This window comes from Rhizobium indicum, from assembly GCF_005862305.2.
GTDB lineage: Bacteria > Pseudomonadota > Alphaproteobacteria > Rhizobiales > Rhizobiaceae > Rhizobium > Rhizobium indicum.
Genome location: NZ_CP054026.1, coordinates 108033 through 122147 on the forward strand (window position 1 = coordinate 108033; position 14115 = coordinate 122147).

Genomic DNA, 14115 nt, shown 5'->3' on the forward strand with positions numbered 1-14115 from the left:
ACGAGACCAATGACCGATCAAGCCATCGCGCTATCACCCGAACGGATCCAGAATTCCGACGCGGTCGCCGGGCAGTGGAAGCTCATCTGGCGGCGCTTCCGTCGCCATCGCCTGGCGCTGGCGGCCGGCGTCGTCATCTTTTTGATCTACCTGGTCGCCCTGTTTGCCGAGGTTCTCGCCCCGGTTTCGTCGCAGACCTACGATTCCCGCTACACCTATGCGCCGCCGCAGCAGATCAGGTTCGCCGGCTACGACGCGGCCGGGCAGTTTCATCCGCTCTACGTCAACGGTTATTCGATGAAGGTTGACCCGATCGCGCTCAGCCGCAATTACGTGCCCGATCCGGCCGTCGTCATCCCCCTCGGCTTCTTCGTCAAGGGCGAACCCTACCGGCTCTGGGGGCTGTTTAATTTCGACCGGCACCTGATCGGCCCGATCGAGATGGGCAAACCATTCTACCTGTTCGGCGCCGACCGGCTGGGTCGCGACGTCTTCAGCCGGACGGTCCACGGCACCCGCGTTTCTATGTCCGTCGGACTGATCGGGGTGGCAATCAGCCTCATCCTCGGCATCATCCTGGGCGGCATCTCGGGGCTCTACGGCGGCTGGGTGGACGATGTCATCCAGCGCTCCATCGAACTCATCAACTCTATCCCGACCATCCCGTTGTGGATGGGCCTTGCGGCTGCCGTTCCGATCAGCGCCGATCCGCTCCTGGTCTATCTCTGGATCACGATCATCCTGTCGCTGATCGGCTGGACCGACCTGGCACGGGTGGTGCGCGGGCGCTTCCTGTCGCTCAAGACGGAAGACTTCGTCATAGCCGCCCGTCTCGACGGCTGCTCGCAGATGCGCATCATCTGGCGGCACATGGTGCCGTCCTTCATGAGCCACATCATCGCCTCGGTGACGCTTGCCATTCCGACGATGATCCTCGCAGAAACCGCGCTCTCCTTCCTCGGCATCGGCCTGCGCCCGCCGGTGGTGAGCTGGGGCGTGCTGCTTCAGGAGGCACAGAACATTCTTGCCGTCTCGAGCGCACCCTGGCTGTTTCTTCCCGGTCTCGCGGTGATCGTCACCGTGCTCGCCCTCAATTTCCTCGGTGATGGATTACGCGATGCTGCAGATCCCTATGAATACTGATCCCAATTTTGCCGCAGCCGGCGGCCGGCACAGGGATCGCGACCCGCTGATCGAGGTCGATGATCTCAGGACCCATTTCTTCGGGGTTGCGGGCACCATCAAGGCGGTCGACGGCGTCTCCTTTTCCATCCCGCGCGGCAAGACGGTCTGTGTCGTCGGCGAATCCGGTTCGGGCAAGAGCATCACCGGCCGCTCGATCCTCAATCAGGTTCCCAGGGGAGGGCGGATCGTCTCGGGGGCAATCCGCTACCGGCCGGATCCGGCAGCACCCTCCGTCGACCTGGCGGCGCTCGATCCGCGCGGCCACGACATGCGGGCGATCCGCGGTGCCCAGATCGGCCTGATCAGCCAGGAGCCGATGGCCGCACTTTCCCCCGTTCATACGATCGGCAACCAGATGGTGGAAGTGATCCGCCTGCATCTGAAGATGGGAAAGAAGGAGGCGCGCGAACATGCCATCGAGACATTGGCTCTGGTCGGCATTCCGCGGCCGGCCGAGCGTATGGAAAACTATGCCTTCCAGTTTTCCGGTGGCATGCGCCAGCGCGTCTGTATCGCCTTGGCGCTCGCCTGCCGCCCCAAGCTGCTGATCGCCGACGAACCGACCACGGCGCTCGATGTGACCACCCAGGCCAATATCCTCGATCTGCTGGCCTCGCTGCAGGCCGAATTCGGGCTCTCGGTGCTGTTCGTGACCCATGATCTCGGTGTGGTGGCCGAAATCGCCGACGAAGTCGTCGTCATGTATGTCGGCCGGGTCGTGGAGGCAGGCGATGTCGACACGATCTTCCACGCGCCTGTTCATCCCTACACCAAGGCGCTGCTGCAATCGGTGCCGCGCATGCACGGGCAACCCACCGAACGGCTTGCGATCATCGATGGCATGGTGCCCTCGCGTTTCAACCGGCCCCAGGGCTGCAGCTTTCATCCCCGATGCAAAGAGGCGAGGGCCGGCCTGTGCGACCAAAAGGATCCGCAGCCCGTTACGATCGGCGACGGGCATGTCGCCAGCTGTCTGCTTTACGAAGGAAGACAATGATGGCTGATCCCATAACCCAACCAAGCCCGCTGCTCGAGCTGACCGATCTCAGGATGCATTTCCCCATTCGCAAGGGCGCATTCCGGCGTGTGGTCGGACACGTCAAGGCGGTCGATGGTGTCTCGCTTCGTGTCGAGGATGGCGAAACACTCGGCATTGTCGGGGAATCGGGCTGCGGCAAGTCCACGCTTGCCCGCACGGTGCTGCGCATCTATCAGCCGACGAGCGGTGAAATCCGCTATCGCAACCGCAGCGGCGGCACGGTCGATCTCGCGGCCTTGTCGGGGTCTGCCCTCGACGAAATCCATCGCGACCTGCGCATCGTGTTTCAGGATCCGCAATCCTCACTCAATCCGCGCCTTCCCGTCATCGACATCATCGGCGAGGTGCTTGGTGTCAACGGCATCGCCAAGGGCCGGGAACTCGAGCACCGGGTCGCCGACCTCATGCAGAGCGTCGGCCTGCGGCCCGAATACATGCACCGCTATCCGCATGCGTTTTCCGGCGGCGAGCGGCAGCGCATCGGCATCGCCCGGGCGCTGGCCTCCAATCCGCGGCTGGTGATCGCCGATGAGGCCGTTTCGGCGCTCGATGTCAGCGTGCAGGCACAAACCATCAACTTGCTGCAGGACCTGCAGGAACAGTTCGGTCTGACCTATCTCTTCGTCGCCCACGACCTCTCGGTTGTCCGGCATATCTCGGACAATATCGCCGTCATGTATGTCGGTCGGGTCGTCGAAAAGGCGCCGACGGAGCAGATCTTTTCGCGCCCGCTCCATCCCTACACCGAAGCGCTGCTCTCGGCGGTGCCGATTGCCGATCCGAGGATGCGCCGCCACGGCCAGCGCATCCGGCTGGCGGGCGAGGTTGCCGATCCCGCCCACCCGCCGCCCGGCTGCGCATTTCATCCGCGCTGCCGCTACGCCACCGAGCTGTGTAGGCAGGAGGTGCCGGGCTTGCGCACCGTCACGGCCGATGGGCACGCAGTGGCCTGCCATCATGCCGAATCCTTGTCGCTTAATCCCTTCGCCGACCGTACCGTTCCGGAGTTCAATTGATGCCCGAATTCATTCCACGCTCCGAGCAGCGTCCCATTGTGGATACCTCCTCCACGACGCTCGATCTCATCTACTTCGATCTCGTCACGCTCGCCTCCAACGAGCAGGACATCCGGCTGCTGCCCGCGCACGAAAGCCTCTACGTCGTGCTGTCGGGTCAGGTGGATATCGAGGTGGATGGCATCATGTTCGAAGCGGTGGGCCGGCGAGCCGATATCTGGGGAGGCGATGCGGACTCGGTTTACGCGCCCGTCGGCGCCAATGTCCGGATATCGGCTCGTGGCGCGGCAGCGGAAGTGGCCATCGCGGGCGGCCTCTGCGACACGCACTACGCCCCGTTTCGCATCACGCCGGATGAGGTCGACGCGGTCAATGTCGGCTCGTCGGACACGCATAGCCAGCGGCGGATCGTCCATCTGCTCGGCCAACGGCAGAACGGGCGCTGCGGTAACCTGCTGGTGAGCGAACTCTATGCCGGCGAGGGATGCTGGTCCGGCTATCCCCCTCACAAACACGATACCGAAGACGGTGATGTCGAGACCCGGCACGAAGAACTGTATCACTACCGCTTCCAGCCCGAGACCGGTTTCGGCAGCCAGATCACCTATGACGAAGACGGTCCGGTCAAGATCCTCATGACCCGCAACGGCGACACTGTCCTGGTCGACCGGGGTTACCACCCGACAGTCACCTCGCCGGGGCACCGGGGCTATATCTTCACCATTCTCGTCGGCAAGCATCGTCGGGGGCTGATCCAGCGCTTCGATCCCGCCCATCAGCATCTGACCAAAACCATCCCCGGCATCGATGCGATGCGCGACAAGTTCAAATAATCCGGCTCCTGGCCTCGTGCGCCGGCATTGCGGCGCACTGCCAAACGTCCGCCCAAGGAGAGACGACCCATGCGTGAACGTACGCGAATAAACGTTGATGCCAGTGAAGCGGTGCGCCCGTTCAACCGCTTCTGGCGGGGCACCGGCTTTTCACCCGCCGAGCTTCTGCTCGAGCCCGAGATGCGCCAGATGCTTGCCTATATTGGCGGCCTGCCGAATGAAGGCATCCGGTTCCTGCGCGTGCATTATCTCTACAACCTGCTGAGCGCGAAGGGCGAGGCCGGCTACGACTGGTCGCTGCTCGACCGCGCGCTCGACGTGATGATCGAACACCGGCTGAAGCCGTTCTTCGAGCTGATGGGCAACCCGTCGGGCCTGTTCACCGATTATGAGGACATGGATCAGGTCAAGCGCTGGCGGGATCTCGTGACGGCAACAGTCGACCGTTATGGCGCGCGTTACGGCATGGACGAGTTGCGGACATGGTATTTCGAAACGACGAATGAGGCCGACTCCGGCTGGTGGACCTACGGGATCAAGGGTTACACCAACTACTACGACGCCTGCGTCGCCGGGCTCGATGCCATCGATCCCAGCCTGCCGATGGGCGGGCCTGGCACCGCCCGCACGCTCTCGCCGATCTTTCGCGCCCTCATGGCCCATTGCGACAGCGGCACGAGCTGCCTCAGCGGTGACGGCCCGCCGCGCATCGATTACATCTCGATCCATGAAAAGGGCGTCAACGGCAGCAAGGAAGACCTGACTCCGAAAACCAACGCCATCGTCGACCGCACGTTGCTCGTCGTCGACTATCTCAAGGAGCATCACCCGCGCCTGGCGGGCCTGCCCATCATCAACGATGAATGCGATCCGCAGCTCGGCTGGAGCGATCATCATAGCTGGCACGGCAAAGCCTATTATGCCGGCATCATCGCCCGCATCATCGAACAGCACGACCGGCGCATCATCGCCCCGAAAGCGGCGAATTTCACCTTTCTCAGCAATGACCACGCCTTTATCGGCGGCTGGAGCCAGCGCACGATCTTTGCCTATTTCGGTTCGCGCAATTTCACCAAGGCGCAGTGGGAGCACAAGACCAATCTGGATATGCTGGTCACGGATGTCGACAGCGCGCCGCCCTTCGACATCATCAAGAAGCCCGGCCTCACATCGATGGAACTGCTGGCAACGCTTGGCGATACCGTTTGCAAGGTGACGGCCGAACCGCCGCTTGCGCCCGACCAGGATGGCCTGGCGATCCTGCCGACACGGCTGCCGGGCGGCGGTGTCTCCATCAGCCTTATCCACAGCGTCGATGCCATCAACCGCTCGGGCCGGACCGCCGTTCGTCTCGAGGTGAGCGGTTTGGTTCCCGGCCGCCACGCGCTTTGCCTGCTACGCATCGACGAGGAATTCACCAATCCGATGGAGGTCTGGGAAGCCCAGCGCGACGAAAGCAACCCGCGCGGCCCCTTCGAGCCGGTCGGCGCACCGCCCGCACCTGATGAAGCGCAGTTCGCCGAAATGCGCCGCGCGCAGGAGCCCGCCCTGCTGCATCCGATCAGCGTCGTCGACTGCGACGAAGGCCGGATCAGTATCGATCTCGATGTGCCATTGCCGTCGCTGACGCAGGTGCTTGTCGTTCCCGATATTGGCGCGCTCCCGGCGGCGCCGACCGGTCTTGTCGTCGAACGCTACCTTGGTCTTGGCGGTCGCGAAGAGCGCATGCTCTTCTGGGCTGCCGGCGATATCAGCCCGGCCATCTTCTACGATGTCCTGGTCAGCACCGATGGCGGGACTTTCGAAAAGGTCAGTTCCGCCCCGCTGATCTCGACGGCATTTCTGCACATGTCGCCGCCGGAGGGCGTGCGTTATGCGGTGTGCGCCCGCGATGCATTCGGCCGCCGCAGCGAGCTTTGTGTCTCCGGCTCATGAACAATGCCTTTCTGCCTGGGATCTGATCGATGGATATCGCCTATTTCACCAAGACCCTGGAGGGCCTGTCGCTCGAGAAGGCGGCCGGGATCACTGCCGGTTTGGGATTCGACTGCGCTGATCTTCTCATTCGCGATGGTCACGCCGTTTCCCCTGACAGTCCGGAGGAAATCATCAATGCGGTAAAGCTCTTTGCCGCGGCCGGTCTGCGCACCCCGATGGCGACCATCGATTCCACCCGGCCCGACGATGCCACATCCCGGCTTCTCGGTTGTTGCGGCGAGGCTGGCATCGGGCAGGTCCGGCTGGGCTTCTGGCGCTATGACTCGTCGCGGCGCTGGCAGGCCCAGCTTGATGAGGCGCGGCGCGATCTCGACGGCTTCGAGCGCCTGGCTGAACGCTTCGGCATCAAGCTCACCATCCAGCTTCACGGCGGGACCCTGCACAGCTCGGGCGCGCTGGCGGTGCGATTGCTGGCCGGGCGCGATCCGGTCAGGATTGGCGCTTATCCCGATCCGGCCAATCAGATCATTCGCGAGGGGAGCGAGGACTGGCGTTTGACCCTCGATATTCTCGAACCGTGGTTCTGCTGCATTGGCGTCAAGAACAGTGGTTGGTTCCCCGGCGCTTACGGAGCTCATGGCCAGCGTACATGGCATTCGGACTGGTACGGGCTCGATGAAGGCATGGTGCCCTGGAACGAAATAGTCCCGCATCTGGTGGCCACTGGATTTGCCGGCGTGCTCTCGATGCAATCCCAATACCGCGTCTCTCGAGAGCGGGCGCTCGACAAGGTCCGCGCCGATCTTGCCCATCTCAGGCGCCTGGTCGCCGTAGCGAAAGAGTAGAACCATGATCGAACAGGCTCCCGTTATCGCCGTATTGCTGACCGAAAAAACCCGCCGGATGATGCTGGACGACGCGGCGATTGCCCAGTTGAACGCTCTTGGCGAGGTGCGTTGGCCGACCGGCGCCACAATCGACGCCACCGATGTCGACCACCTGCTGCAAGACGCCACGGCATGTCTCACCGGATGGGGCACGCCGCCCTTCGATCCCGCCGCGCGCCAGCGCCATCCGCAACTCGCCCTTGTCGCTCATTCAGCAGGCAGCGTCCGCACACTCGTTCCCGCGCGTCTGTTCGACGATGGCATTCGCGTCACCCATGCCGCCTCGAAAATTGCCGCCTCGGTTGCGGAGTTCGTGGTCGCCGAAGCGCTTTTGGCGATGCGCGGCATTCATCGGCTGCATCATCAATTGCGCAACGGCGGCGAATGGCTCGAGGTCCGCGCAGCCGTGCCGCAAAAATTGCTGGGCGCCAGAACGGTCGGCATCGTCGGCGCCGGATATGTCGGGCGGGCGGTCATGCGCCTGCTCGTTCCATTCGGCTGCCGCGTGCTGGTCGTCGATCCCTTTCTCCACGATAGCGAGGCCGCTGCGCTCGGCGTTTTCAATGCCGGGTTGAACGATATGCTGGCTCAGAGCGACGTGATCTCGCTGCATGCGCCTGTCCTGCCCGAAACGCGCCGCATGATCGGCGCCTCCGAACTGGCGCTGCTGCGCCCCGGTGCGCTGTTCATCAATACGGCGCGCTCGCAGCTGGTCGACGAGGCAGCGCTGCTCGCCGAGATCCGCTCCGGCCGCATCGAGGCGGCTCTGGACGTCTTTGACGACGAGCCGCTGCCTGCAGATAGTCCGTTCCGCGATCCCGCACTGGCCAATGTCACCATTTCGCCGCACGCTGCCGGTCACACCGAAGAGGCGCATCTCGCCCAAGGACAGGCCATGGTGGATGAGATCGGCCGGCTGCTTCGCCGGGAACCTCTCCATCATGAAGTGTCCCGTGCCATGCTCGACCGCATGGCATGACCATGGACAGAAGCATTGGAGGTTCCGTGACGGCGCCGCGCATCAGAATCATCGAGATCGACGCTTTCGAGCGCGACATCAGGCTGCGCCTGCCGTTCCGTTTTGGCGCGGCAACTCTCGAAAAGGCGCCGCAAGCCTTTCTCAGGGTCCGCGTCGAGGATGGAGAGGGGCGAACCGCCCTTGGCGCCGCCGCCGAGATGATGGTGCCGAAATGGTTCGACAAGAACCCGGCGCTGACGCCGGCGCAAAATGTCGATCAGTTGCGCACCTCGATCCGCACTGCTGCGGCCGCTTCGCTCGAGCCGTCGGCGCCGACGACATTGTTTGGCGCCGCCCGCCTGAACGAGATGGAAACCGTGCGGCGTTTGCCTGGAAATCCGTTGGCCGCCGGTTTCGGTCCGTCGCTCATCGCCCGCGCCGCGCTCGATGCCTATTGCCGCCTTTCGGGCATTTCCTTCTTCGAGGCGGTGCGCCGAAATCTCGTCGGCATTGGTGGCCCCATGCTGCCCGGCGATATCGACGCGGACGCCGCCTCAGCGATGCTCGCCAGCCTTCGCCCTGCGGGCGCGATCTCGGCCCGGCATACGATCGGGCTTGTCGATCCGATCAGCGAGGGCGATATCGTCCATCCCGTCGGTGACGGCCTGCCGGAAAGCCTCGAGGCGGTGATAACACGCTATGGCAACCGCTGGTTCAAGATCAAGCTGTCAGGCGCGATTGATGCCGATGTCGACCGCCTGACCAGGATCGCCGCCGTGCTGGACCGCCTGCCCGACTATCGGGTGACGGTCGACGGCAACGAACAGTTTGGCGCCGCCGAACAGCTTGCCGCTTTGCTGGCGGAAATCGAGGCGACGCCTCGGCTGGCGAGGTTGCGTGCGGCCATTGCCTTTGTCGAACAGCCGTTCTCGCGCGCGATCACCATGGAAACGCCGCTGGGGGACCTGGCGGCGCAATTGCCCTTCCTGATCGATGAGAGCGACGACGGCGACGGCGTCTTCGCCGGCGCCAGGCGGCTGGGATATACCGGCGTCTCCTCGAAAACCTGCAAGGGCATCTACCGTTCGCTCATGAAGGCGATCCGCATCAGAACCGCAACGGTGCCGGGACTGTTCCTCTCGGGCGAGGATCTGACCTGCCAGGCGGGACTTGCCGTGCAGCAGGATCTGGCGCTGGTCTCGCTGCTCGGTCTCTCCCATGTCGAGCGCAACGGTCATCACTATGTGGCCGGCATGCAGGGTGCGCCGCAGGCGGAGAAGGCGCGCTTTGCCGCGGCCCATCCCGATCTCTACGAGCAGGGTGCTGAGGGACCGTTGCTGTCGATCCGCGACGGCCGGATCGCCATCGGTTCGCTCGGGGCGGTCGGCTACGCGAGCGGCGCCTTGCCCGTTTTCGAAGCCATGACGCTATTGTCATGACGCCAGCATGAGATAGGGCCTGCTGCCCTGTTGAACTGTTCGATCTGTCCGGCAAACGCGCCCTGATCACCCCGTTCCTCCAATTGAAATGTCTTCCAGTAGAGCATGACGCTCTATTCGAACGTTTTCTGCGCGGCCTGATTGGATCCCGGGACTTAAGAGAGCAGCAAGCTTCAGCAACCACCGCCAAAGCTCGGCAAATATGACTTTCCGCTCCGCGAAGCGGCAATGCAGAATATTTCGATGTGCCTTGGACACACGACACTCCGGATTGAACTGAGGTCGAACTCTAATAGCTGTGTGGATGTTAAGCGCGGTTAAGGAAGTGTAAAGTTTGGTAAAGGTCTTTCTGCGACGCGGGCGAGGTACGCTGTCGGCAGAGAAGATGCAGGACGCGCAGGCGGCGCGAGGCCGCCTGTGGGGGAACACGTCCCGCGGTCTCGTTCCGGGGGAGGGAATTCGACCGAAGAGGTTGCCATGAAGGTCGCCGGGAGTCGCCCGTATCGGGCGCTGGACCATCTAGCCAATAGTTCATCGAAAGCAGTCATCTCTGACCTTGCCCTCGCTTCGAAAGCTCGGGCTTGAAGGTGATCGCCGCGCGATCGTTGGATGCCTGCGGTTCCGTGTTGGCAGTATCAGGCCCGGTGCGGCGCACGAGGCGCTTGAGCGCCTCGTTGAGGTCGTCGACAAAAGTGAAGATGACAGGGATGACGATGAGGCTGAGCAGCGTCGACATCATGACACCGCCGATCACCACGATTGCCATCGGCTGCCGGAAGCTGGAATCGCCGCCTGTCAGGCTGAGAGCCACCGGAAGCATGCCGAATGCCATGGCGATGGTGGTCATGATGATCGGTCGCGCGCGCTTGTGGCAGGCATCCACAAGAGCATCGAACCGCGACATGCCCTGGCGACGCGACATGATCGCGTATTCGATGAGAAGGATGGAGTTTTTCGTCACCACGCCCATGAGCATAAGCAGCCCGATGACGGCCGACATCGAGAAGCTGGTTCCGGTCAACACCAGCGGCACCAGCGCACCGCCGAGCGAGAGCGGCAGAGCCATCAGAAGGGTGAGTGGCTGCAGGAAGTCGTGGAAGAGCAGGACGAGGACTGCGTAGATGCAGAACACGCCGATCGCCATTGCAAGGCCAAAGCTCTGGAACAGCTCCGAACTGCGCTGAAGTTCGCCCTGTTCGACGAGAGTGACCCCCGGCGGCAGGCGCCGGAGCGCCGGCAGGGCCTGCGCCTCGCGGTTGACGTCGCCCAGGATGCGGCCGTTGAGCTCGACGGAAAGAGTGACGTTGCGCATCCGGTCGATGCGGTCGATCTCCGACGGGCTGCCGCCGATCCGGATATCGGCGATCGATCCGAGATCGACATTGCCGTTCGTTCCAGACACCCGCATATTCTTGATGTCGTCGAGCTTCGTGCGCGTCTCGGGACTGAAGCGGACGACGATCGGAACCTGGCGCTGCGGCAGGTTGAGCTTTGGCAGATCGGCGGAGTATTCCCCATTCGTCGCCACGCGCACGGCCTCGGCGATGGCGCTCGACGTCACCCCGAGCGCTGCTGCGCGGGCGAAGTCGGGCGTGATCTGGATCTCCGGCGCCTGCCTGGCTGCGGTCGATGTCACCGCGCCAATGCCCTGCAGCGTGCGGAGCTGCTCTTCAAGCGCCGTGCTTGCACTGTCGAGCGCGTTGGCATCGTCACTGGCAAGGGTGATCTCCAGCTTCGTGCCGTTGCCGCCGCCGCCGACCGCGACCCGCACACCGGGAAGGACCGAGAGAGCCTGCCGGATGTCGTTTTCGATTTCCGACTGTTTGCGATCGCGCTCGCCGATGGGCGACAGCACAGCGACGATCGTGGCGGATCCGACGCTGCTCGTGGTGCTGGAGTCGGGGCCGCCGCCTGATGATGCGGAACCGACCGAGGAAAAGACATGTGTCACGTCCTGGAGCTTGCCGACGATATCGGCGGCCTTCGTGGTGGTGGCGTCCGTCTGCTCGATAGTGGCACCCGGCTGCATGGTGAGCGTGATCTGAGCTCGCGCGTCGTCGGAAGCGGGCAGGAAGCCGGATTTCAGGAGTGGGATGGTGGCAAGCGAAAGTGCGACGACGACGGCAGTCACTGCCACCGTGGTCTTCCTGCGGTTCATGGCGGCTTTCACGATTGCCAGATAGGCGCGCATGATGCGGCCGTCCTTTTCCTCGGTCGGATGGGCCTTCATGAAATAGGCGGCCATCATCGGCGTCAGCAGGCGTGCCACGACGAGGGAGACGAGCACCGCCACCGCGGCGGTGATACCGAACTGGCGGAATATAAGTCCCGGTATGCCGCTCATGAAGGCCGTCGGCAGGAAGACCGCGACCAGGGTGAAGGTGGTGGCGATGACGGCGAGCCCGATCTCGTCGGCCGCCTCCAGAGCGGCGTCGAGCGGCCGCTTGCCCATCCGCAGGTGGCGGGCGATGTTCTCGACCTCGACGATGGCATCATCGACGAGGATGCCGACCACGAGCGACAGCGCAAGCAAGGTGACGATATTCAGGCTGAAGCCGGCCAGGTACATGACAAGGAAGGTCGGTATGACCGATAATGGCAGCGCCACGGCCGACAGGATCGTCGCACGCCAGTCCCGAAGGAAGAGCCAGACGACGATGATCGCCAGGATCGCACCTTCGTAGAGCATGTGCATCGAACCATCGTAGTTGTCGATGATCGGCCCGATCGTGCTGTAGGCTTCCGCGATCTGCACGTTGGAATGCTTGGCTGAGAACTGTTTCATCGCCTTGTCGACATCGTCCGCGACACCGCTGTCCGAAAACCCGTTCGAGCGCTTGATCTCGACCGCGACCACCGGTTTGCCGTCGAGATAGGCCATCGAGGACCGCTCTGCGAAGCTGTCCGTAACGGATGCGACATCGTCGAGACGAACCTGCTGCCCGTTGGCGAGGGGAATTCTAAGCTCCTTCAGAGCATCGACCGACGCCACGGCGCCGAGCGTGCGTAATGTCTGACGGGTGCCGCCAATCTCTCCAAGGCCACCTGAAGTATCGGCCTGAACCGACTTCAATTGCGCCGACACAGTGGTCGCCGTGACGCCGAATGCCGCCATTGTTGTCGGATCGAGGTCGACGTGAACCTCGCGGTCGACACCGCCGATGCGGTCGACCTGTCCGACGCCCGATACCGATAGGAGCGCCTTGGTCAGATCGTTGTCGATGAACCAGGAGAGCTCGGTTTCATTAAGGGCGGTAGACTGGATGGCATAGGTGACCAGCGCCGAACTCTGCACGGTGACTTTGGTGACGCTTGGCGTTTGCATCTGCGCCGGCAGATCGGCCTTTGCGCTGTCGACGGCGTTGCGGACCTCGTTCAGGGCCGTTTCGCTGTCCTTCTCCAGTTTGAAGGACACGCTGATCGACACCGTGCCGTCGGTGATCGTCGTCGTGACGTGGTCGAGATAGCTCAGCGAGGCAAGATTGTCCTCGATCGTGCGGGCGACCTCCGTTTCGAGCTGCGCCGGCGCGGCGCCATCGAGCGTCGCGGTAATTTTGATGGTCGGGAGGTCCATATCGGGGAAGTTCTGGACCGGCAGATGCTTGAACGCCAGCAAGCCGCCGACGGCAAGCATCGCAAAGAGCAGGATTGCCGGTACGGGATTGCGGATCGAAAATGCAGAAAAGTTCATCAACCTTCTCCCGCAGTCTTCACGAGATCGTTGTCCGACAGAAACGCTCCGCCCGACGTCACCACTCTCGCCGACTTATCTATGCCGGAGACGATCTCGACTTCGCCGTCGTTGCGGCGGCCGGTCTCCACCCGCACCCGCCTTACCCGCTTGTCCTCGCCGGCGGTGAAGACGTAGTTTATGCCGTCACGGAAAACGATCGCCGTCTCCGGAACCGTCAGAGCCGGCGTGGTCCTCAGTTCGATAGTGCCGGTGACATAAAGGCCGGTGCGCGGCTGAACATCCTGGGGAAGCGCGACATAGACGATCGCCCGGCTTGTATTGGTGTCGATCGAAGGTCCGACGAGCCTTACCTTGCCCTGAATGGGACGTCCGTCCGGCCCGTCGATGTCGACGCTCAATCCTTCCGAGATGCGTGAGAGGTAACGAGCCGAAACCTCGGCCTGCCATTCGACGCGCTGCTGGCGGACCAGGCGAAACAGTTCGGTGCCCGACGAGACGACCGCGCCGAGTTCGGCCGATCGCGAGGTTATCAGACCGTCGTCGACGGCCGTGACGGTTGTCTGGTCGAGCTTGATCTTCTGGCTGTCGAGCGCCGCCTCTTCAGACGCAAGACTTGCCGTCGCCGTCTGTTCGTCGGCGAAATATTCGACGATCTTTTCATCCGAGAGGGCGCCCGAAGAGCGAAGCTGGCGAGCCCGATCGGCATTGGCCTTCGCCTTTGTCAGGTTTGCCTTAGCGGTCACGACGGCCGCCTCCTGCTTGCGAAGGTCGGCCTGCACGCTGTCCTGCGACATCAGGACGAGGGTCTGCCCCTTCTTAACCACGGAGCCGACGTCGGCCAGGATTTCGGTTACCCGCAGACCGCTCGTCTCGGAAGCGATGATGGCTTCCTGCCAGGGCTTCAGCCAGCCGCTTGCGGGAACGGTTTCCGGCCAGTCTCGCTCAGCCGGCCTCACCAGCGAGACGGTAAGGGCGGGTGCGGCGGATTGGTCCGCCATGGCATTGCGCAGGGGAAGCAGGAGCGCTGCCGTAACAAGAGCGGCAACGAATATTCTGGGCGGTTTTCTCAACGATGCACTCCTTGTGGTCAAAGGCATGGGTGCCTTTTCCCGATCCGTGCCAACTC

10 protein-coding genes are annotated in these 14115 nt (G+C 63.1%); 8 read left to right on the plus strand and 2 right to left on the minus strand.

Annotated elements, in window-relative coordinates; all coding sequences use genetic code 11:
• Nucleotides 1-9 precede the first annotated feature (9 nt).
• The 8 genes from FFM53_RS35325 (at nucleotide 10) to FFM53_RS35360 (ending at nucleotide 9295) form a co-directional block, all read left to right on the plus strand.
• On the plus strand, nucleotides 10-1143 hold the full coding sequence (locus FFM53_RS35325) for an ABC transporter permease (protein ID WP_138390267.1): 1134 nt from the start codon (nucleotides 10-12) through the stop codon (nucleotides 1141-1143).
• Complete coding sequence (locus FFM53_RS35330) at nucleotides 1133-2182, plus strand: ABC transporter ATP-binding protein (protein ID WP_138390269.1); 1050 nt, start codon at nucleotides 1133-1135, stop codon at nucleotides 2180-2182. The genes FFM53_RS35325 and FFM53_RS35330 overlap by 11 nt, the downstream gene beginning before the upstream one ends.
• Complete coding sequence (locus tag FFM53_RS35335) at nucleotides 2182-3240, plus strand: ABC transporter ATP-binding protein (RefSeq protein WP_171599981.1); 1059 nt, start codon at nucleotides 2182-2184, stop codon at nucleotides 3238-3240. The genes FFM53_RS35330 and FFM53_RS35335 overlap by 1 nt, the downstream gene beginning before the upstream one ends.
• On the plus strand, nucleotides 3240-4073 hold the full coding sequence (locus FFM53_RS35340; protein ID WP_138390273.1) for a 5-deoxy-glucuronate isomerase: 834 nt from the start codon (nucleotides 3240-3242) through the stop codon (nucleotides 4071-4073). Before FFM53_RS35335 ends, FFM53_RS35340 begins: the two co-directional genes overlap by 1 nt.
• A gap of 69 nt (nucleotides 4074-4142) precedes the next feature.
• Complete coding sequence (locus tag FFM53_RS35345; protein ID WP_138390275.1) at nucleotides 4143-6008, plus strand: GH39 family glycosyl hydrolase; 1866 nt, start codon at nucleotides 4143-4145, stop codon at nucleotides 6006-6008.
• 29 nt (nucleotides 6009-6037) lie between these two features.
• Nucleotides 6038-6856, plus strand: a complete 819-nt coding sequence (locus tag FFM53_RS35350; protein WP_138390277.1) for a sugar phosphate isomerase/epimerase family protein — start codon at nucleotides 6038-6040, stop codon at nucleotides 6854-6856.
• 4 nt (nucleotides 6857-6860) lie between these two features.
• Complete coding sequence (locus FFM53_RS35355) at nucleotides 6861-7877, plus strand: hydroxyacid dehydrogenase (RefSeq protein WP_138334615.1); 1017 nt, start codon at nucleotides 6861-6863, stop codon at nucleotides 7875-7877.
• Nucleotides 7874-9295, plus strand: coding sequence for an enolase-like domain-containing protein (locus FFM53_RS35360; protein WP_138334616.1), 1422 nt, complete (start codon nucleotides 7874-7876; stop codon nucleotides 9293-9295). Before FFM53_RS35355 ends, FFM53_RS35360 begins: the two co-directional genes overlap by 4 nt.
• Before the next feature lie 544 nt (nucleotides 9296-9839).
• Here FFM53_RS35360 and FFM53_RS35365 read toward each other — a convergent pair.
• The gene (locus FFM53_RS35365; protein WP_138334617.1) at nucleotides 9840-12986 is read right to left on the minus strand and encodes an efflux RND transporter permease subunit; all 3147 of its coding nucleotides are present in this window, start codon (nucleotides 12984-12986) and stop codon (nucleotides 9840-9842) included.
• The gene (locus FFM53_RS35370) at nucleotides 12986-14086 is read right to left on the minus strand and encodes an efflux RND transporter periplasmic adaptor subunit (RefSeq protein ID WP_171599978.1); all 1101 of its coding nucleotides are present in this window, start codon (nucleotides 14084-14086) and stop codon (nucleotides 12986-12988) included. Before FFM53_RS35370 ends, FFM53_RS35365 begins: the two co-directional genes overlap by 1 nt.
• Nucleotides 14087-14115: the final 29 nt, after the last annotated feature.